The sequence below is a fragment of the Pseudoalteromonas sp. BSi20311 genome, assembly GCF_000239875.1.
In the GTDB taxonomy this organism is placed as follows: domain Bacteria; phylum Pseudomonadota; class Gammaproteobacteria; order Enterobacterales; family Alteromonadaceae; genus Pseudoalteromonas.
Window position 1 is genome coordinate 44,977 of record NZ_BADU01000015.1, and the last position, 20,554, is coordinate 65,530.

Annotated in this window: 16 protein-coding genes; 6 read left to right on the plus strand and 10 right to left on the minus strand. The window is 40.0% G+C overall.

The annotated features are described in order from the left end of the window. The first annotated feature begins 1 nt into the window (after position 1). Complete coding sequence (add, locus tag P20311_RS01920) at positions 2-1,003, plus strand: adenosine deaminase (RefSeq protein WP_008109049.1); 1,002 nt, start codon at positions 2-4, stop codon at positions 1,001-1,003. 69 nt (positions 1,004-1,072) lie between these two features. Here add and P20311_RS01925 read toward each other — a convergent pair whose 3' ends face one another. The 5 genes from P20311_RS01925 to P20311_RS01945 form a co-directional block, all read right to left on the minus strand. Beyond that, positions 1,073-1,486, minus strand: coding sequence for a CBS domain-containing protein (locus P20311_RS01925; RefSeq protein ID WP_008109051.1), 414 nt, complete (start codon positions 1,484-1,486; stop codon positions 1,073-1,075). Between the two features lie 161 nt (positions 1,487-1,647). Continuing rightward, positions 1,648-2,361, minus strand: a complete 714-nt coding sequence (gene fre, locus P20311_RS01930) for an NAD(P)H-flavin reductase (RefSeq protein ID WP_008109053.1) — start codon at positions 2,359-2,361, stop codon at positions 1,648-1,650. 94 nt (positions 2,362-2,455) lie between these two features. Continuing rightward, positions 2,456-3,922: a 4-hydroxy-3-polyprenylbenzoate decarboxylase gene (gene ubiD, locus P20311_RS01935; protein ID WP_008109055.1), complete on the minus strand. Its 1,467-nt coding sequence runs from the start codon at positions 3,920-3,922 to the stop codon at positions 2,456-2,458. Positions 3,923-3,993: 71 nt separating this feature from the next. Beyond that, a complete protein-coding gene (locus tag P20311_RS01940) occupies positions 3,994-6,024 on the minus strand; it encodes a methyl-accepting chemotaxis protein (protein WP_036984656.1) in 2,031 nt (676 codons plus the stop codon). Between the two features lie 67 nt (positions 6,025-6,091). Then, entirely contained in the window at positions 6,092-6,382 is a 291-nt protein-coding gene (locus P20311_RS01945) for an MliC family protein (RefSeq protein WP_008468601.1), read from the minus strand. Positions 6,383-6,492: 110 nt separating this feature from the next. Between P20311_RS01945 and P20311_RS01950 the strand changes: the two genes are divergently transcribed. After that, positions 6,493-7,395 (plus strand): DUF808 domain-containing protein, encoded by a 903-nt coding sequence (locus P20311_RS01950; RefSeq protein ID WP_008109059.1) that lies wholly within the window; start codon positions 6,493-6,495, stop codon positions 7,393-7,395. A 21-nt stretch (positions 7,396-7,416) separates the two neighbouring features. Here the strand turns inward: P20311_RS01950 and P20311_RS01955 are convergent, their stop codons facing one another. Further along, entirely contained in the window at positions 7,417-8,358 is a 942-nt protein-coding gene (locus P20311_RS01955) for a tetratricopeptide repeat protein (RefSeq protein ID WP_008109061.1), read from the minus strand. 135 nt (positions 8,359-8,493) lie between these two features. Beyond that, positions 8,494-10,569 carry a TonB-dependent siderophore receptor gene (locus P20311_RS01960; protein ID WP_008109063.1) on the minus strand — a complete coding sequence of 692 codons (2,076 nt, stop codon included), beginning with the start codon at positions 10,567-10,569 and terminating at the stop codon, positions 8,494-8,496. Between the two features lie 193 nt (positions 10,570-10,762). On the opposite strand from P20311_RS01960, the gene dbpA reads away from it, so the two are divergent. Further along, positions 10,763-12,151 (plus strand): ATP-dependent RNA helicase DbpA, encoded by a 1,389-nt coding sequence (gene dbpA / locus P20311_RS01965; RefSeq protein WP_036984658.1) that lies wholly within the window; start codon positions 10,763-10,765, stop codon positions 12,149-12,151. Positions 12,152-12,160: 9 nt separating this feature from the next. On the opposite strand, the gene P20311_RS01970 is transcribed toward dbpA, so the two are convergent. Then, positions 12,161-12,742: a DNA-J related domain-containing protein gene (locus P20311_RS01970; RefSeq protein WP_008109066.1), complete on the minus strand. Its 582-nt coding sequence runs from the start codon at positions 12,740-12,742 to the stop codon at positions 12,161-12,163. A 171-nt stretch (positions 12,743-12,913) separates the two neighbouring features. Between P20311_RS01970 and P20311_RS01975 the strand changes: the two genes are divergently transcribed. Then, complete coding sequence (locus tag P20311_RS01975) at positions 12,914-15,736, plus strand: tetratricopeptide repeat protein (RefSeq protein WP_008109067.1); 2,823 nt, start codon at positions 12,914-12,916, stop codon at positions 15,734-15,736. A gap of 79 nt (positions 15,737-15,815) precedes the next feature. On the opposite strand, the gene rho is transcribed toward P20311_RS01975, so the two are convergent. Further along, positions 15,816-17,075, minus strand: coding sequence for a transcription termination factor Rho (gene rho, locus P20311_RS01980; protein WP_008109069.1), 1,260 nt, complete (start codon positions 17,073-17,075; stop codon positions 15,816-15,818). A gap of 184 nt (positions 17,076-17,259) precedes the next feature. Further along, a complete protein-coding gene (gene trxA, locus P20311_RS01985) occupies positions 17,260-17,586 on the minus strand; it encodes a thioredoxin TrxA (protein ID WP_008109071.1) in 327 nt (108 codons plus the stop codon). A 91-nt stretch (positions 17,587-17,677) separates the two neighbouring features. Between trxA and rhlB the strand changes: the two genes are divergently transcribed. Both rhlB and gppA read left to right on the plus strand, forming a co-directional pair. Continuing rightward, positions 17,678-18,955: an ATP-dependent RNA helicase RhlB gene (rhlB, locus tag P20311_RS01990; protein WP_010392673.1), complete on the plus strand. Its 1,278-nt coding sequence runs from the start codon at positions 17,678-17,680 to the stop codon at positions 18,953-18,955. A 45-nt stretch (positions 18,956-19,000) separates the two neighbouring features. Continuing rightward, positions 19,001-20,494, plus strand: coding sequence for a guanosine-5'-triphosphate,3'-diphosphate diphosphatase (gene gppA / locus P20311_RS01995; RefSeq protein ID WP_008109074.1), 1,494 nt, complete (start codon positions 19,001-19,003; stop codon positions 20,492-20,494). The last annotated feature ends 60 nt before the right edge of the window (positions 20,495-20,554 follow it).

The window sequence follows — 20,554 nt, forward strand, 5'->3', positions numbered from 1 at the left end:
TATGATCAATAGAAAAATACCTTTGCTAGATATTCACCGTCATTTAGATGGTAATGTACGCGCGCAAACCATACTAGAACTTGGTCGTCAGTTTAATATCGCTTTACCAGCGGACAATGTTGAAGCACTTATTCCTCATGTTCAGGTTATTGATCCTGAGCCAAACTTAATGGCATTTTTACAAAAGCTTGATTGGGGAGTGACGGTACTAGGCGATTACGATGCCTGTAGACGTATTGCGATAGAAAACATTGAAGATGCGCAAGCGCAGGGTCTTGATTATGTAGAGCTGCGTTTTAGTCCTTATTATATGGCTCAAAGCCAAGGGTTACACCCTCAAGGCGTTGTTGAAGCAGTGGTTGATGGTATCCGAAGTGCAACAAAAGATACTGATATAAAAGCAAACTTAATTGGTATTTTGTCTCGTACATACGGAGTTAAAACCTGTCAGCACGAGTTGGACGCGTTACTTGCCTTTAAAAATGATTTGGTTGCAGTGGATTTGGCCGGTGATGAAATTGGTTATCCTGGCGAGTTGTTTGTTGATCATTTTAAGCAAGTACGTGATGCATATTTGGCTGTTACTGTGCATGCTGGTGAAGCGTTAGGTGCTCCAAGTATTTGGCAAGCATTAAACGAGCTTGGCGCAAGCAGAATAGGCCATGGTGTTAAAGCGATTGAAGATCCAAAACTAATGGATTATTTACGCGATAACCGTATTGGTATTGAATCGTGCTTAACCAGTAATATTCAAACCAGTACAGTGAATGATTTAACCAAACACCCACTTAAGCAGTTTTTAGATCATGGTATTTTAGCTTGTCTTAACACGGATGACCCAGCTGTTGAAGGCATTGAAATTGAGTACGAGTACGCAGTGGCAGCACCAAAAGCAGGTTTGTCACAAGCCGATATGGAAAAAGCGCAAGCGAATGCGCTTGAAATTGCCTACTTAAGTGACGCTGATAAAAGTGCACTTAAAGCCAAAGTAGCACAGCGTTAAATTGCTTATATTAACCTGAACTCTGGTTAAGATATTTATTAACAATGCCACTATTTACAGTGGCATTTTTTATATGTGCGCATTACAACTAACGTAATTATTATAAAGTGCTTTTAATATATCGGCACGGCTGATCATACCGACTACCACACCGCCATCGATTACGGGATAATTTTTAGGTTTACCGGGCTTCATTTGTTCTGCTAATTCCATAATATTGGTATCGCCGTGCACGGTTACCACATCTGTTTGCATCAACTGCGATACCTTAACCATACCATCACAAAAATAACTGCTTTGCATTAAGGGTTTAAGTAACTCCTGTTCTGAGATAAAGCCAACAAGCATCTTATTATCATCAAATACCGGTGCGCCAAGTAGTTTAAATTTTTGTAGCTCAGCAATGGCTGTGGTCATTTCTGTATTAGGGGTGATATGAGGCAACTTGTGTTGCATAAAATCTTTTACTTTTGTATTTAACATTTAGGTTTCTCCCGCTTAATGTTCTATACAAAGTATGGTTTATAGATTGGATTTTAGGAAATTGTTTATGTTGATGAGCTTAATAGGTAATAACAATCATAGTTCTAGCAATTAAAACAATTAAGGCACCCTAAGGTGCCTTAAAAATGATGCATTTGCTTTTATTTTATAAAAGCAAATGCATCCGCGTACATATTTTCGCGAATGGCGCCATGATTTATAAAATCATCACGTACTATGCCAATCATGTCAAAACGACCTGCCATGTAAATATCGTAAGGTTCTAACGATACAATATCGTTCATTACCGCTTTATGTACATAGCCAGTATGGCCAGTCCAGCTGTCGGTAGGATGTTCTACTACAGGAATAAATTTAAAGTTTTTACGGCTATCTGCCCATGCTTGCATTTGCGTATGAGCATACAGCGCCGACTCTTCTTTTACACCCCAGTAAAATAGCACCGGGCGCTCACAGTTGATTTCAGCTAAATGCTCAGCCATTGACTTTGCGTAAGAAAAACCAGTACCGCCGGCGAGTAAAATAATCGGACGCTCGCACTGCAAACGCAGCTGAGAAATACCTAAACCCGCTTCAATAGTTACGGTTTTGTTATCGTTGTGGGCACAACGAAGGTGCTCTAATGATTGCATCGCATAAGAGTCTGCGTTTGATGCGCCAATGTGTAATTCTAAAGCATCCGTTTGTGAAGGGCGACTCGCGATTGAAAACGCGCGTTTATCTTTCTCACCTAAAACCAATTGTAAATATTGGCCAGCTTCAAATGCTACAGGCTGTTGCGGCTTTAAAATAACTTTATGAACAAATTCTGTTAGTGGGCTGATAGAGACAACTTCAGCGAGTAATGTTTGCATGTTTTACCTTAAATTAGCGGATACGCACTTTATTTGAGCAATAATAGCATATCCGCAGGGTGAGTTTATAGCCTAGGGCCCTAGACCAAAGTCGTTAAAGAATACCTAAGCTATCCCAAAGTTCATCAACGCGATCTTTAGTGGCTTGATCCATGACAATAGGTTCGCCCCATTCGCGAGTTGTTTCACCTGGCCATTTATTAGTTGCATCCATGCCCATTTTTGAACCTAGGCCCGATACGGGCGATGCAAAATCTAAATAATCAATTGGCGTGTTTTCAATTAGCGTGGTGTCGCGCGCAGGGTCCATACGAGTAGTGATAGCCCAAATTACATCGTTCCAATCTCTAGCGTTAATATCATCATCACAGACAATAACAAACTTAGTGTACATAAATTGTCGTAGGAATGACCAAACTCCCATCATTACGCGCTTGGCGTGACCTGGGTATTGTTTTTTCATTGTCACCACAGCCATGCGGTAGGAACAACCTTCTGGCGGCAAATAAAAATCGACAATTTCTGGAAACTGCTTTTGTAAAATTGGCACGAATACTTCGTTTAGCGCCACCCCTAAAATAGCCGGCTCATCCGGCGGGCGGCCAGTAAAAGTACTATGGTAAATAGGGTCTTTACGATGTGTAATATGAGTGACCGTCATAACTGGGAAGTCGTCGACTTCGTTGTAGTATCCTGTATGATCGCCATACGGACCTTCCGGCGCCATCTCTCCAAGCATAATATGCCCTTCAAGTACGATTTCTGCACTGGCTGGTACTTGTAAGTCATTTGAGATTGACTTAACTACTTCAGTTTTACTACCACGTAGTAAACCTGCAAAGGCATATTCGCTTAATGTATCTGGAACGGGGGTAACAGCGCCTAAAATAGTTGCAGGATCTGCACCTAATGCCACCGAAACAGGGTAGGGCTGGCCAGGGTGTTCTTTACACCACTCTTGAAAATCAAGCGCGCCACCGCGATGAGATAACCAACGCATAATGATTTTATTTTTACCCAATAGCTGTTGACGATAAATCCCTAAATTTTGGCGCTTTTTGTGAGGTCCTTTGGTAACGGTTAAACCCCAAGTAATTAAAGGTGCAGCATCGCCAGGCCAGCAGTGCTGAATAGGAAACTTAGTTAGATCAACGTCGTCACCTTGTAAAATAATTTGTTGGCAAGGGGCTTTTTTAACTTCTTTGGCCGGCATATTAAGTACTTGCTTGAATACCGGAATTTGTCCAAGCGCTTCTTTAATACCTTTTGGTGGCTCAGGCTCTTTTAGAAATGCGAGTAATTTTCCTACTTCACGTAATTCACTCACATCTTCTTGGCCCATACCCATGGCTACACGCTTCGGGGTACCAAACAAGTTAGCTAAAACGGGAATGTTGTACCCTTTAGGGTTTTCAAATAATAAAGCAGGGCCTTCGGCACGCAGTGTGCGGTCAGCAATTTCGGTCATTTCAAGATACGGGTCAATTTCTTGGCTGATGCGTTTTAACTCGCCTCGTTTTTCAAGTAAATCGATAAAATCGCGTAGATCTTTGTATTTCATTGTGGGCCGTTACTTAGCAAAAAGTTAAAAGTATTATACCCAGTTCATACAAGCCAAGTCATTAGCTGCGCTTAAAACTTAAAGCGCTCTACTGCACCTTTTAATGAGTGTGCAAGTTGATTAACGTCTTCACTTTCGCTTGCTAGGGTCGTCGCATTGTTGGCGTTTAGGGTGGCCTGCTCGGTTACCTTAGCCATTATTTGTTGAATATCGGTGCTGTTTGTAAGTTGTTCATGTGAGGCATGAGCAATCTCTTTACTCATAGCATTAACCGATACCAGCGTGCTTTTAATACGCTCAACGGCACTATTTAGTTCAGTGCTGTTTTCAACGCAGTGCTTAGCCTGTTGTTGCCCATCATTTATTTCAGTTTGAGTGGTTTGAGTATGCTGCTGTAGTGTGTTGATCATGGTGGTAATTTCGCTAGTAGAGCTTTGCGTACGAGCTGCAAGCGAGCGGACTTCATCTGCTACTACGGCAAACCCGCGACCATGTTCACCGGCCCGCGCCGCTTCAATTGCGGCATTAAGTGCCAGTAAATTTGTTTGCTCTGCAATACTGCTAATGGTATCGACAATGGCACCAATGAGTTGCGTATATTGCGCTAATTCTTCTGTACTGCTTACTGCTCTATCTAAGCGGCTTAAAAGTGCCTCAATGCTTTGGCTATTATTGTTTGCAATGTCGTTTACGTCATTAGCAAATTGCGAGGCATTAGTAATTTCATCTGAAGTGCTTTGCGCTTGCTCGTATACGGCTTGTGAGCTTTGTAACATTTGTTGCGCTAATGAGGTTGCTTGTGCACTACGTTCCAGCTGTTGCTTAGCAACAATGGTCATTTGCTGGCCTTTTTCGCTGGTTTGAATCGCTGAATTATCGAGTTCGTAAGCGTCGTTACTAATGGCTTTTATTAAGTGAGTTAAATCATCACAAAGCTTATTAGTGTTGTGCATCAGCGTACCAAATTCATCTTTACTGTGGGGATTGCTACGCTGAGAAAAGTCACCTGAGGCTATGCGAGCAAGTTCTTTATTCACCTTTTTAAGCGGTTTTAGCATGGCGTTAGTAGTAAATACTGAAATAATAATCAGCAATGCAATTAATACAAACGCAATAATAATCACTAAGCTAGAGCCGGTATTAATCGCTGATTTAGCGCTATCTTGTAGAAAGTTAAAGCGTATGTCAGCCAGTTTATTAAGCTCAATCAATTGATTTTCAATACTAATAAAGGCGTTTTGAAAGCTTTCAAAACGCTGATCAACTTTGTCTTTATTATTGAGCACAGTATTTTGCAATGCATACAGCCCATTAGGATTATTTAATAAGCTACTTAAATCATCAAATGCTGTAATAAGCTCATTTGTGTTGAGTTTATTAGCAATTGGGGTGGCTTGTTGCTCTAAGTAACTAAGATTAGATTTAATATTGTCGAGTAAAAAAGAGGTATCTTGCTGATGATCGTTTATATTTTCTGACGTGGTTATTTGCCCAATTCCTTTGACATTATTATTTAAAGTAAATAATAAATCATCAACACGAGTCGCTGTGCCAAATACTGCATTTAAAAGTGATTGCTGGTTGCTCGCCACGTTTATGAGCTCTATATCAAGTAAGCGGTTACTGAGTTCACGAAGTTGTTCATTAAACGTAATTGTTAGTGCTGCGGCTGAGCTTTGCGCCTTAAAGCGTTGCTCTTTTGCTGCAAGCATGTCGTTGCTTATTGTATTTAGCTTGGTGAAGTCATTATTAATAGTAACGAGTAATGTTTGCATGCCTTGCTGCTGGGCAACTTGCGCTTTGAGTGTTTCTAATTTACTAAAAAACTGCGTTTGTTCGGCGTGCGCCTGTTTTTTATTTTCCAGCAGTAAATTAAGTTTAGTTTGGCTATAAGCAATGGCATTAAATTTAGTAATAGAAAGGAGTGATAAGCGCAGATCTTTACTCGCTTGTTGTACAGGCACTGCCAACGTTTCTATACGCGTGTTAGTAGTACTAATTTGATTTAGGGACCAGTAAAAAAATAGACTGCTAGTAAGCATTAACAAGCCAATGGCTGAAAAGGCTAAAATTATTTTATGTTTGATGGCAAGAGATTGCATAACTTTATCAACAATATTAAGACTTTTGTTAGTGTAGCAAGTTTTTTAATGCGATGTTAGTCATTGGTTAACTAGTGTTGCAGTGATATTTTTTACCTTTAATTATTAGCATGGCTTGCTCGCCTTTGCTCCAAAATAACACCTCTTGATTAATGTATTTACTGCCTGAAGCACTTACCTCATGATTCAACATATAATCATGATCATAAAAGCTCAACTTTGCTTGTTTGTTGCTAATAATATCAAGTTTTGCAGGTGCGTTATCGCATATATAGTTATTAATGCTTGGCTGCTTATTGCATGCAGTCAGGACTATTAAAGCAATAATAACGGTAGTGTGTTTTATTGGTTTCATCATTTATCTGTTTAATCGGCTGTTAATTAGGAGCTTAGCAAAGCTAAATTAACCGTTGGTGAAAATATAGCTTTACGTTATGTTTAAGATCTTATTTTTAGTTAGGAAATTTCATGGCTGGCAGCAACCTTTTAACATTACTGGATGATATAACGACTTTGCTGGATGATATTGCGACCATGAGTAAAGTTGCGACAAAAAAAACAGCAGGGGTGCTTGGTGATGATTTGGCACTTAATGCTCAGCAAGTTACTGGGGTTACTGCTGATAGGGAGCTGCCCGTTGTATGGGCAGTGGCAAAGGGGTCGTTTTTAAATAAAGCCATATTAGTCCCTGCTGCGTTATTAATTAGTGTGTGGTTGCCTTGGCTAATTACTCCACTTTTAATGATAGGTGGCTTATTTTTATGTTTTGAAGGCGCAGAAAAAATATTTTTATCTCATCATGCAGAAGCGACAGAAGGTGCTGAAAATTTAGACCTGGCAGAGTATGAAAAACAAAAAGTTAAAGGCGCCATTCGTACTGATTTTATTCTTTCCGCTGAAATTATTGTTATTACATTAGGTACGGTCGCAGGGGCGACATTAATGAACCAGGCGCTGGTATTGAGTGTGATTGCCATCATCATGACAATTGGCGTTTATGGATTGGTAGCTGGGATTGTAAAACTTGATGATGCAGGTTTATATTTACTTAATCAATCCAAACTTTCCGCAAGTAAGTTTAAAGAATTACTCGGCAAAGCCTTATTAGCTGCAGCCCCACGGTTAATGCAATTTTTAGCCTTTGCGGGCACGGTGGCAATGTTTTTAGTGGGTGGTGGAATTTTAGTACACGCAATTGAGCTTTTGCATCATACCCAAGTGGATGTAACTCATTATGCGCAGTCGGTTGCTGGTAGCACGGGAGAAATACTAGCCCCTTTAGTATTTGACGGACTGTTAGGAATAGGTGCTGGTTTGGTTATTGTGATTGCGCATGTCGCTTATACTAAGTTTTTTAAAACAAATAATTAGCGGTGGCAACGCTACTTTATTTTATTCGCACTGAGTTGTTTTGCATAGTTGCTCAAGTTCGTATTTAGCTTTGCTATTATCTTGAGCAATGGCTTTTTTATACCAATAAATTGCCTGCTGAATGTTCTTTTTTGTACCTTGTCCATCACGATACATTTGAGCAAGGTTTAGTTGACCCCATTGTGAGCCTGAGTTTGCTGCCAGCTTAAAGCTTTCAAGCGCTTCGTTATATTGCTTATCTTTATAGTAAATAATCCCTTGCTGATTATTCTCATCGAGCTTTAAGCCTTTATAAAGAGGCTTAGGTTTAGGTGGAAACATTACAAACCCGCCATAAAGCGAATATGCTTGTGGGCGTAGTACGTCAAATATAATGCCATCTTCGTATAAACGTTTTATTTCATTACGAGGCAGAGTAATAGTCCGAGAAGAAAAATAATCTCTTTGTACTAATAAACTTGCACGCATCGCTGCGGTAATGGCGCTACTGCGTTTATAGCTGTAATTACTTACTTGAAACGTTATAAATTGCTCATCAAAGCTTAGCACTTGCGCAACTTTTAAATTAGTGAGTGTCCATGGTTCGTGAGTGAATTTATCGGCTTTAACTAAATAGGTATCATAAGCTTTTGGGGAGGTTAAATAGCTTTGTTTTAGTATTTCAGTGTTGAGATGCTTTTGGTAAAAAAATAACAGCCCCCATAGTAATAAAATTAATCCAACGCAGTATTTTGGTAGGCTAAGCTTTTCAAGCAGAGGTAACGTTTTAATATTGATAGCCTCACTATGTCCGCATTGATAGCACTCGCGTTTATAACTTAACTTTATCGGAAATATAGGAAAAATGGTAAAGCGTAAAAAGCGGCTTTGATTAACTAAGTGATAGCTGTTGCTGTTGCAGCCAGGGCAGCACTGAACGTGTGTAAAATGAGGAAATGACTGGCTAGTATTGAAAAGCAACATAATAAGGCTCCTTGTTAATTTACAACTTTAGAGCAAGTGATAAATTAGTAAAGCAGCAAACTGTAAGTAATTATGTCATAAAGGATTAGTTTATATAGCCCATACTTTTTAATATGGGCTTTATAAAGAATGAGCTTAGAAGCTAAATTGTGCGGCTAAACGCACGCTTGTGCCTTCACCTACGGTAACGTTATTTAAACCGCCACCGGCTAGGTAGTTTTTATCAAATAAGTTCTCAATGTTTAAACGTAAGTTAATATCTTTGTTACTTAAGTTAAGCTTGTAGGTTGCGCCAATATCAACACGCGTATACCCCTCTTTTGTTACGGTGTTAGCGTTATCGGCAAAACGTTCTCCTTCGTAAAACGCACCGGCATTAAAAGCAATAGCGTCGTTGAGTTCATAACGTGTCCATAAAGAGGCAGACCATTTTGGAGCATCAGTAGGGCGTTTGCCTTCTAATTCTTCATCGCGCTCATAGTTAGCATCTAAATACATGGTTGATGCCATAACAAATAAACGGTCAGTAGCGGCACCTTGAGCTGCAAGCTCAAAGCCTTTATGGCGTTGCTCACCTGCCTGTGTGGTGATGCTGGTTATATCACCGATAGGGTTAATAAGGTCTTCGCTCACTAAGGTACCTGTTTTGCTAATATCAAATAAGGCACCGCTAAGCATTAATCGGTCATCAAACAGTTGCCATTTTACCCCAACTTCCTTTTGCTCAGAGGTAATAGCATCGAGCTTCATGCCATTATTAACATCACTTGTATTTACCAATGTTTCGTTTTGTGGCTCAAACCCTTCTGAGTAACTAGCATAAACAGTTGCAGAGGCATGAGGATGGTAAAGTACGCCAACCTTAGGTACGAACGATTCGTTATTGCTGTTTTCTTTACTTTGTTTATCGTAACGACCACCTAGCGATACTTGCCATTCTGGTGAGAATGAAATTAAGTCTTGGATATAAATCCCGTAATAGTCGTAAGCAGACGAGCTAATAGTGTCATCTGACTTGTAACTTATATTAGGGCGATTAGGCTCATTTTGACCGGCAGAAAAATTAATCGTATCAGCAGATGTACGTAATTGGCCGTAGTAATAATCCAGTGAGTTAGCGCCTACAAGTAATTGATGATGCACACCCAAGGTTTCAAATTCGCCAATGAAGTCAATAAAAGCAGTTTTAAACTGCCAATCATCAAAGCGATCGTAAGGACGTGACTGGTAACTATCACCTTCGATAAAGTCACTTGGCTTACGTGGTGCTGACTCAAAGCGCTGGCGTTCAAATGTTTGTTCGTTGTAGCCTAAATTTACCTGCCAGTGGTCGGTTAAAAATACCTTAAAATCAATACCCATGTTTTCAACAGTAATATCGGTAAAGGCCCATGACATATCACGAATTGTTTTGTCATCGCCAATAATGTTGGCATCATTATCTATCCAAGCGCCAGTATCTAAGCCAGCTTCGTCATCAGTGCGATCATAATGCACACGTACTAGGGCATTATCGCTAATATCGTAATCAACCACTAAGGCACCTAAAAAGCGATCGCGTTCACGGTTATCACCGTTTTGGTATTCTCGCCAGTATTCAACATCTTGTTTTACTAATACACCGCGGGCACGTAGATCTTCAGCCTCGGTAAGTGCGCCGCCAGCATCAAGCATAAAGCGAGTTGAACCATGCTGATCAACATCGGCACTGGCATTAAATAACGTTTGCGCAGTCGGTTTTTTGGTTACCATATTCACTAGGCCGCCAGGCCCTGATTGCCCGTATAAAATACTTGAAGGGCCTTTAATAACTTCTACTTGCTCTAAAATCTCAATGGGTTGCTGGTAATGAGACCAATGCTGGTGGCCATCACGCAGGTAGCCGGTTGATGAACTTAATTCAAAACCACGTAAGTTAAACACTTCTCTGTTTCGTTGTTTAGAGCCCGGCGTTAAACTCGCGTCATTACTTAGCACTTCACCTAAGGTTGTTGCTAGTTGTTCATTAACTATGGTGTCTGTAATAACAGTGACTGACTGTGCGGTATCGAGTAATGAGGTAGAGGTTCTCATTGCACCACTGGCATTATCTACTTTGTAGTCGTTGAAGTAACTGCCTTTAACTTCAATACGTTCTATATTTGCGGTGTTGGCAAGTGCATTTGCAGAGGTGCTGGCTAAAAGTGCGATAAAAAGAGGGTTAAGTTTCATTAGTAGCTTCCGGCTTAGGATTATTAGAATAGTAAAACGTCGCAGATCTTAATGAAAATAACTATCATTTGCAATATCTTTATTTGCACTTTTAATCGTGCGTTGTTAATGGTTGCCAATTGTTAATTCTGCTATTATTAGCAGCATATTTATTGAGACTTTTCTCAAGTTATTTTTTGCTATGGAATTTACTGTGACTGCAACTGCTTTTTCATCGTTGGCCTTACCTTCAGGGTTAGTCGATAACTTATCGACACTTGGCTACACCCAAATGACGCCTGTACAGGCGCAAAGCCTTCCGCCTGTTTTAAGTGGCAAAGATATTATTGCCCAAGCAAAAACGGGTTCAGGTAAAACAGCGGCATTTAGTTTGGGCGTTTTAGCCAAACTGAATGTAAAACGCTTTCGTATTCAGTCGTTAGTATTGTGCCCAACTCGCGAGCTTGCAGAGCAAGTGGCGGTTGAGATGCGTAAACTAGCGCGCGGTATTCATAACATTAAGATTTTAACTTTGTGTGGCGGAGTTTCAATTGGCCCACAAATTGGCTCGCTCGAACATGGTGCACATATTATTGTGGGTACACCGGGACGAGTTGACGATCATATTCGTAAAGGTACATTGCGTTTAGATGATGTTGAAACCCTGGTACTAGATGAAGCCGATCAAATGCTTGATATGGGCTTTCAAGACACACTTGATGCCATAATTGAGCGCATTCCAACAAATCGTCAAACGTTGTTATTTAGCGCTACTTTTCCAAAATCAATCGAAGCGATTGCTAAGCGTGTACTTAGTAATCCAGAAATGATTAAAGTAGAAGAGCAGCAAGAAAAAAGCCCGATTAAGCAATACTTCTACAAAATGGATAATAATAAACAGCGCTATCCAACGCTTAAGCTGCTACTTCTTAAATTTACCCCGCAAAGCTGTGTGGTGTTTTGTAATACTAAGGTTGAAACACAGCAAGTATGTGATGACTTAGCTGATGAAGGCTTTAGTGCGGTGGCACTGCATGGTGATTTAGAGCAGCGTGACCGTGAGCGCACATTGATTCATTTTGCCAACAAAAGTGCGTCTATTTTAGTGGCTACTGATGTAGCGGCGCGAGGCTTAGATATTGATGACATGGATATGGTGATTAACTATCACTTAGCTCACGATCCACAAACCCATGTACATCGTGTTGGTCGTACCGGACGAGCAGGTAAAAAAGGGATTGCGTGTTCTATTTACGGTGAAGCAGAGCAATTTAAAGTGGCTCAAATTGGTGACCATTACGAGCGTGACTTTACTCCTGAGCCAATGCCATCATATAACCTATTAGATAAGCCGCCATACAAACCTGAAATGGTGACATTGATGATAGATGCAGGCAAAAAGCAAAAAGTGCGCGCGGGTGATATCTTAGGCGCACTAACCGGAAAAGACGGTGTTGCTGGGCGCCAAGTTGGCAAAATTAATGTGCTTGATAACGTGGCGTTTGTTGCGGTAGAGCGTAATTCATCTAAGCCTGCGTTACGCAAATTAACCGAAGGCAATATAAAAGGACGTAAAATACGTGCTCGTCGACTGACACGCTAGTTTTACATTTTAAGATGAGCAACTCGCCTTGAGTTGCTCATACTCTATTTTTAATTGTTTAAACACCTCATTATCACCCCCTTGTTTATCTGGATGATGCTGTACAGCAAGTTGTCGCCAGCGTTTTTGTAATGCCTTTAATGTGACTGGCGGGGTTAATTGCCAACGCGCCAACAATTGTTTTTGTTGCTCATTGTTCAGCGGAATTTCGCGATGGGCAGGCCGACTAAATTGTTGCCAAAAGCTATCTAATAACGCATTGACTTCAGCTGTAGATGTCTCAAAATTTTGCCAGTTTAAGTAATAGTCACGCAGTGGGTCGTTAGGGTGTAGTTGGTTGTAACTGGGATTGTTTACTAGTTCAATATGTAAGCTTTTAACGAGTAATTGCTGTTTTGGCATTAATTGCTGTTGTAGCTGATAAAGCGCATTCATAATTAAAAAATTGCGCTTAAATAGGTCGCGCTCAGGCTCGGTAGCTAACGTATCAAGAAACCCACGTTGTTTTAACTCAGATGCTAAAGTATGAACCATCCACACTTTTTTATTGATTAATAGTTCAAAAATCTCATCTATCAGAGGGTTAAGCATTGTTTACAATCTATTAATTAGTGTATCTTGGATAAATTATCATATACCCAAATAACATGGAACCCCAAGGAGTGGGCGTGAGTGCCTGTTTTGAATTGGTTTAAATTAGATTGTTTATACTTGGTTTGGGTGTCATTTTGTTATAGCTAGCAAGGATTTAAGGATATTTTTATGCTGACTCAGTTAAAGCGCATCTGCTTTATTGGCCTTTTGGCTGTTTTAAGTAGTGCATCAAATGACGCTTTATCAAATGAGCAGCCAAGTTTGTTTGAGCAGTTTAACCTTGAACAAACATGGCCTGAAAAGCATCGCCTTGCAACTGATATCTTATCGAACCCTGATGTTCCAAATTTACAACGCATTACTATTTATAGTGATTTAGCTGAGTTGGCGTTTGCGCAGAGTGATTTAGCCAATGCACTCAAATATTTTAAATTGCTAGAGATCAGTAGTACGCTAAAAGATCAGCCTAAGCTTTACTTTCGTGCGATTAAAATGCAAGGAGTTGTGCTTTATTATCAAGGACTAGTGCAACAAGCAGTGGTTGATTATAACCGCGCGTTAAACATCGCTATCACGCTTAAAAATCCGATAAAACAGGCAAATTTACTCAGTAATATTGGGCTTGCTTACTTTGATATGTATAACATGGAGCTGGCTCTTGATTATTATCAGCAAGCCAAAGTCATTTATGAAAAAGAGGGGAGCGCGCAAGATAAAGCCGATATATTACATAATATTGCCGGTATTTATATTCGTCTCTCTCGATATGAATCAGCTCTTGAAATGTACCGTGAGGTTTTAAAAGTTTTTCAAGAACTTGGCGATGAAGATGGTGTTGCCCAAGCATACGGTAATATGGGGGTAGCGTACACAGAATCGAGACAGTACCAATTAGCACTGCATTATAATCAGTTGGCTTTACGTTACTATCAAAGCGTTAATAACGCGTTTCAACTTTCTACCAAACATACAAATTTAGCCACCATCAATCTTAAATTAAATAAATTTGATGTTGCCTTTTATCATGCTAATGCGGGCCAACAATACGCAATAGAAGCGGATAATAAGTCTTTATTAGCGGCAGCGTTACACGTGTTGTCAATTGTTCAATTTGTACAAGGTGATACGCAAAGTGCTAAGCAAACCTCAGAGCGCTCAATTACCCTTGCCAAAGAGTATAATAATGGCATGCGTATTAAAGATGGCTTAGGAATTGAGGCACTGATAAACGCGAGCTTAGGGGATTATGAAAAAGCCTTAAGTTTGCATCAACAGTATGTTGATTATCAACGTAGTGTTAATACCGAAGAAGCCTCAAAAGCGGTTAGTCAATTTCAAATTCAGTTTGAATCAAATCAGCTAAACCAGGAAATTAAACAATTAAAACAACAACAATACTTACAAGAATTGCAAATAGCTAAGCGTTCACAGCTAACGTTTTTATTGGTGATTGTTGCCATATTGATTTTAATTACGGTAATTGCTGTTTATAAACGCCGCACAGAAAAACAAGCCAAGCTAAAGTTAACTGAGCAAGTTGAACAGCGCACCAAAGAGCTACAAAGTGTGGCACAAGAGCTGCGTGAAGCTAACGAGGTGAAAAGTCAGTTCTTAGCGAATATAAGTCATGAAATTAGAACACCGTTAACTGCGATTTTGGCACAAACTGATGATCTTATCAGTGGTCTATACAAGCCTGAGCAGTTACAAGATGAGCTTAGAGTAATACAGCGTCAAAGTGAGCATTTAAAAAGCTTGATTAATGATGTGTTGGATTTAAGTAAGATCGAAGCCAATCGATTAGAACTTAATATTAGCTGTTTTGATGTGGTGCAGCTTATCAACGATATTCACGCTATGTTTTCTCCTCAAACTAAAGCGAAAGGTTTGTCGTTAGTTTTAGAGTGCCAGTTAGATAAATCCTATTTTACGCGATTAGATTTAACGCGAGTAAAACAAATTCTTATTAATTTATGTGCCAATGCCATTAAGTTTACTCATAAAGGGCAAGTAACTATTGGTGTTAGTAAAACGGAGCAAGGGTTACTTTTTTCGATTAGAGACACTGGGATTGGCATGAGCTCATCTCAACTTAAACTTATTTTTGAATGTTTTAGCCAAGCCGATAACAGTATTAGTCGACGTTTTGGTGGCACTGGGTTGGGCTTGAGCTTGTCGCAGCAATTAGCGGCGATGATGGGTGGCTACATTAGTGTGCAGAGTGAGTTTAAAAAAGGCAGTGAGTTTTCATTTTATTTGCCCAGTGTACAAGTTGAAGAACAAAAGTGTTACAACGATCAGCAAGCTAAGTCGGGTGACGGGGAGCGGTTATTATCTGGTAAGGTAGTACTTGCTGAGGATCACAGTGATAACCGTAAACTGATCACTCGTTATTTACACTCACTTGGGCTGGAAGTGATTGCCGTTGAAAATGGTGAGCAAGCAGTAGAGCAAAGTTTAAAGCTGTACCCAGATTTAGTGCTTTTAGATATTCAAATGCCGGTTATGGATGGTATTTCAGCGTTTGAACTACTCAAACAATGTGGTTATGAACAACCTATCTTAGCATTGACGGCCAATGCTATGAGCCATGAAATTGATCATTATTTATCGCTTGGCTTTAGTGACTATTTAGCAAAGCCAATTGATAAAGAGTCTTTTTATACTGTACTAGCAAAATACTTAAATGCTGCAAATACTGAGACACCAACTGAAAAAAATCATGTTGATATGAGTGATTTAGTGACGAGCTTTCAACAGAGTTTAGCCGAAGAAAGCGAGCTTGTTGAGCAGCATTTTAAAGATGCAGATTATCAGGCGCTGCAAAAAGATAGTCACCGAGTATTAGGAGCGGCACAAATGTTCGAGTTTAAAGAGATAGCCATAGCTGCGAAAGCGCTAGACGATGAATTGCTTCAGCCACAACTTAATACACAAAAGCTAACTATATTAGTAAATAACTTACAGGCACTGTTTAAACAATACGAATAAATTAATTTACTCTGAAAACAAAAAAGACACCATTTGGTGTCTTTTTTATTTAAAAACGTTTATTTAACCAGTGTTCAGGTTACTGACGTTTCATCGAATCAAAAAACTCATCGTTGGTTTTACTCATCGATAGCTTATCAATTAAAAATTCCATGGCGTCAATTTCTGACATGTCATGGACTATCTTACGTAAAATCCACAGCTTTTGTAGCTCATCAGGCTTAGTAAGTAATTCTTCACGACGTGTACCTGAGCGGTTAAAGTCGATTGCTGGGAAAACACGTCTTTCCGCAATCTTACGGTTAAGGTGAAGTTCCATGTTACCCGTACCTTTAAACTCTTCGTAGATAACTTCATCCATTTTAGAGCCAGTATCAATAAGCGCAGTCGCAATAATTGTTAAGCTACCGCCTTCTTCAACGTTACGTGCAGCACCAAAGAAGCGCTTAGGTTTATGAAGCGCGTTAGCATCAACACCACCGGTTAGTACTTTACCTGATGATGGAATAACCGTGTTATATGCACGTGCTAGACGTGTGATTGAATCAAGTAAAATAACAACGTCTTTCTTGTGCTCAACTAAACGCTTTGCTTTTTCGATAACCATTTCTGCAACTTGTACGTGGCGAGAAGCTGGCTCATCGAATGTTGATGCAATAACTTCGCCTTTTACTAGGCGTTGCATCTCAGTAACTTCTTCCGGGCGTTCATCAATAAGTAAAACCATTAATGTAACGTCAGGATGGTTATGTGTGATTGATTGCGCAATATTTTGTAGCAACATTGTTTTACCCGCTTTTGGCGGTGCTACTAATAAACCACGTTGGCCGCGGCCAATTGGTGATGCTAAATCAAGAACTCGTGCGGTAATATCTTCTTTACTGCCGTTACCACGTTCCATACGAAAACGTTCGTTTGCATGAAGTGGGGTTAGGTTTTCAAAAAGGATTTTAGTGCGAGAGTTTTCAGGTTTATCAAAGTTAACTTCGTTTACTTTCAGTAGAGCAAAGTAACGCTCACCGTCTTTTGGTGGACGAATAAGACCTGAAATAGAGTCGCCAGTACGCATACTAAAGCGGCGAATTTGACTCGGAGATACATAAATATCATCTGGGCCTGCTAAGTAAGAAGCTTCTGATGATCTTAAAAAGCCAAAACCATCTTGCAAGATTTCTAAAACACCACCACCGAAGATATTTTCTCCGCCTTTGGCGTGGGATTTAAGAATAGCAAAAATGATATCTTGCTTTCTCAAGCGGGCTACGTTTTCGAGCCCCATGGACTCAGCTTGGTTTACAAGCTCTTTTATAGACTTGTCTTTTAATTCGCGTAAATGCATATTGGTGGGTTCTTTATTACAGTTGTCATACTCAAAATCGCTTTATTAGATCGTTGAGTGAGGTTTGTTGAATATAACTAAGGATTAGTTGGCTTTATAAACTAGCAGGTCATTACAGCAGCGTCCAGTACTTCTGCAAAATAAATTTAAAAAAAGGGCCGAGAGCCCTTTTTTTAATTAACACTTAGATGTTGTTTTCTAAAAACTCAACTAATTGTGTTTTTGATAGTGCGCCTACTTTAGTGGCAGCTACTTGGCCGTCTTTGAAAAGTAGTAGTGTAGGGATACCACGAATACCAAACTTAGGTGGTGTACCTGCATTTTGGTCAATGTTTAATTTAGTGATCGTTACACGGCCATCAAATTCATCAGCAACTTCGCTTAGAATTGGGGCGATCATTTTACACGGTCCGCACCATTCTGCCCAAAAGTCTACTAGTACAGGTTTGTCTGATTGTAATACGTCAGCTTCAAAGCTATCGTCGGTAATTTGGATTATTTTCTCGCTCATTGCGCTCTCCGGTTTAGTTAGGCGAAATATTTAGTGCGTATTTAAACACTCTTGTTTCTTATTGCAAGTTTAAACGTTATGCTTAAACGCTATGACTAAGACACATTTGACCGATAAAAAGTTTTCAGACTTTGCTATTGCACCGGAAGTGGTTGCCGGGTTAACCGAAAGTGGGTTTGAATATTGCACACCCATTCAAGCTAAATGCCTACCTTTTATTTGTGAAGGACGCGATATTGCGGGCCAAGCACAAACAGGTACAGGCAAAACGTTGGCGTTTTTAACTGCCACGTGCCACCGGTTATTACAATCTAGCAAAGCACCTAGTAAACATCCAAGAGCCCTGATCATGGCCCCGACTCGGGAGCTTGCGATTCAGATACACAAAGATGCAAAAATTTTAGCGCCGCACTGTAATCTTAACTTAGGTTTAGTATATGGTGGCGAAGATTACGAAAAACAACGTGCACAACTAGAAAAAGGCGTTGATATTTTAATTGGCACCACAGGTCGCCTAATCGATTTATATAAGCAAGGCTGTTACACCCTTAATGAAATTGAGGTAGTCGTGCTAGATGAAGCCGATCGTATGTTCGATTTAGGCTTCATTAAAGATATTCGTTATATGTTCCGTCGTATGCCAGATACGTCAGAGCGTTTAAACTTATTATTTTCTGCTACGCTGTCGTACCGAGTACAAGAGCTTGCATTTGAACACATGACTAATCCTGAACATGTGCAAATAGAGCCCGATGTAAAAACAGGTAAACGTATTCAAGAAGAGCTATTTCATCCTTCACAAGAAGATAAAATTAAGCTGTTGTTAACCTTGATTGAAGAAGAATGGCCTGAGAAAGCCATTGTTTTTGCAAATACTAAGCATAGCTGTGAAACCGTATACGCATGGTTAAAAGCAGACGGACATCGCGTGGGCATGCTCACCGGTGATGTTAACCAAAAGAAACGTCAGTCAATACTCGCGCAATTTAGTAAAGGCGAACTAGACTTTTTAGTAGCTACCGATGTTGCTGCACGTGGTTTGCATATTCCAGAAGTAAGTCATGTATTTAATTTTGACTTACCAGATGATTGCGAAGATTACGTTCACCGTATTGGTCGTACAGCTCGTGCAGGCGCTTCAGGTCATGCAATTAGTTTTGCGTGTGAGCAGTATGCTTATAACCTTCATGAAATTGAAGAATACATTGAGCACAGCATTCCATTATCGCATTACGATAAGAGTGCATTGCTAGATGATTTAACGAAGCCGACTATTCATAGAAAGCGTAATTTTTCCACTGGTCCACGTAATCGTAGTAATAACAACGGACGTCGCCCAAATAATGGTTACCAAAAAGGACGGTCTTAACCGACCGTTAGTTTGATCGTATTTGTAACTAGAGGTTTTTGAACGGTGGGGCAACTTAAACCGCAAAAAAATGTATATGCAGTCATTGATTTAGGCTCAAATAGCTTTCATATGCTTATTGCTAAATCAATGGCGGGCGGCCTGCAAACAATAGGGCGCGTCAAACGTAAAGTAAGACTCGCAGCTGGGCTTGATGATAATAATTTATTGAGCTTAGAGGCTATGCAACGAGGCTGGGAGTGTTTAGCCTTGTTTGCAGAGCGGTTGCAAGATATTCCCACGCAAAACATCACCATTGTTGCCACTGCAACACTTCGCTTAGCAACCAACGCCGACGACTTTAAACTACGTGCTGAAGAAATATTAGGGCATAAAGTTAATGTTATTAGTGGCGAGCTAGAAGCGCGAACTATTTATAAAGGGGTTGCGCATACCTCTTCATGTACTGGCAAACAGCTGGTTATTGATATTGGTGGGGCGAGTACTGAGGTTGTTATTGGCCAAGGTTTTGAAGCACGTCACTATAAAAGTCTTAATATCGGCTGTGTGACTTTCCTCGAACGCTACTTTAAAGATTGTCAGTTAAATGAAGCAAACTTTAATGCTGCGATAAAAGCAGCACGAAATGTTATTGATGAAATAGCACCTGAATATAAAACGGCTGGTTGGCAGCTTGCTTCTGGTGCATCAGGAACAGTGCAAGCTATTCAAGAAATTATGGTGGCGCAACATTTAAATGAATTGCTCACTCTTGAAAAGCTATACACCATAAAACAACAATCCATAGCTTATAAAACAATAGCTGAACTCGACTTGCCTGGGTTAAGTGAAGAGCGACGGTTAGTGTTTGTATCTGGGCTGGCTATTTTAATTGCACTATTTGAGTCTCTTGAAATAGAACAAATGGGGTTAGCGGGTGGCGCTCTTCGTGAAGGTGTTTTATATAGCATGCTACCGGAGCTTCATAATACCGACATTCGTCAACGCACTATTGATGGTTTTATGAATCGTTATCATGTTGATCAAAAGCAAGCATCTCGAGTTTCAAGTTTAGCATTACTGCTAGCTAATGAAGTCAGTCAGTATTGGCCGGTTGCAGCGCAAAGTGGATTGCCGCTTTTAAATGCCGTCGCGCAGCTGCATGAAATAGGTTTATTAATAGAGTATAAGCAGTACCATAAACACACCGCTTATATTTTAGAAAATACCGACATGCCTGGTTTTTCGCAATCAGAGCATAAAGTAATTGTTGCTATAGCACATAGCCATCGCTCAGACCTTCAAAAAGGATGCTTAGATCATTTAGGTGCACATAGTAGTGTTGCTGCGTATATTGTTCGACTATTACGTATTGCTGTTATTTTATCGATGCGCCGACAAGATGACGTGTTGCCAAACTTCAAGATAACAGCTGAGAATGAAGAGTTGGCGATTCAATTTGAAAATAATTGGTTAAAAAACCACCCGTTGATGGCAAGTGAGCTAAATCAAGAGATTAAGTATCAGAAAAAATGCGGTTGGAAACTTAAAGTTAGCTAGTTAAACCTACTTTTGCGCTGTTTTTAGTGGTTAAAATGAGCATTTAGTCTAAATATCAAG

What these genes read in the sequence shown, in the direction of transcription:
- P20311_RS01955 (WP_008109061.1), bottom strand. Translation starts at nt 8,358, where the DNA reads ATGTTGCTTTTCAATACTAGCCAGTCATTTCCTCATTTTACACACGTT.
- P20311_RS01925 (WP_008109051.1), bottom strand. Translation starts at nt 1,486, where the DNA reads ATGTTAAATACAAAAGTAAAAGATTTTATGCAACACAAGTTGCCTCAT.
- P20311_RS01940 (WP_036984656.1), bottom strand. Translation starts at nt 6,024, where the DNA reads ATGCAATCTCTTGCCATCAAACATAAAATAATTTTAGCCTTTTCAGCC.
- fre (WP_008109053.1), bottom strand. Translation starts at nt 2,361, where the DNA reads ATGCAAACATTACTCGCTGAAGTTGTCTCTATCAGCCCACTAACAGAA.
- P20311_RS01945 (WP_008468601.1), bottom strand. Translation starts at nt 6,382, where the DNA reads ATGATGAAACCAATAAAACACACTACCGTTATTATTGCTTTAATAGTC.
- trxA (WP_008109071.1), bottom strand. Translation starts at nt 17,586, where the DNA reads ATGAGCGAGAAAATAATCCAAATTACCGACGATAGCTTTGAAGCTGAC.
- ubiD (WP_008109055.1), bottom strand. Translation starts at nt 3,922, where the DNA reads ATGAAATACAAAGATCTACGCGATTTTATCGATTTACTTGAAAAACGA.
- P20311_RS01950 (WP_008109059.1), top strand. Translation starts at nt 6,493, where the DNA reads ATGGCTGGCAGCAACCTTTTAACATTACTGGATGATATAACGACTTTG.
- P20311_RS01970 (WP_008109066.1), bottom strand. Translation starts at nt 12,742, where the DNA reads ATGCTTAACCCTCTGATAGATGAGATTTTTGAACTATTAATCAATAAA.
- rhlB (WP_010392673.1), top strand. Translation starts at nt 17,678, where the DNA reads ATGACTAAGACACATTTGACCGATAAAAAGTTTTCAGACTTTGCTATT.
- P20311_RS01960 (WP_008109063.1), bottom strand. Translation starts at nt 10,569, where the DNA reads ATGAAACTTAACCCTCTTTTTATCGCACTTTTAGCCAGCACCTCTGCA.
- add (WP_008109049.1), top strand. Translation starts at nt 2, where the DNA reads ATGATCAATAGAAAAATACCTTTGCTAGATATTCACCGTCATTTAGAT.
- P20311_RS01975 (WP_008109067.1), top strand. Translation starts at nt 12,914, where the DNA reads ATGCTGACTCAGTTAAAGCGCATCTGCTTTATTGGCCTTTTGGCTGTT.
- rho (WP_008109069.1), bottom strand. Translation starts at nt 17,075, where the DNA reads ATGCATTTACGCGAATTAAAAGACAAGTCTATAAAAGAGCTTGTAAAC.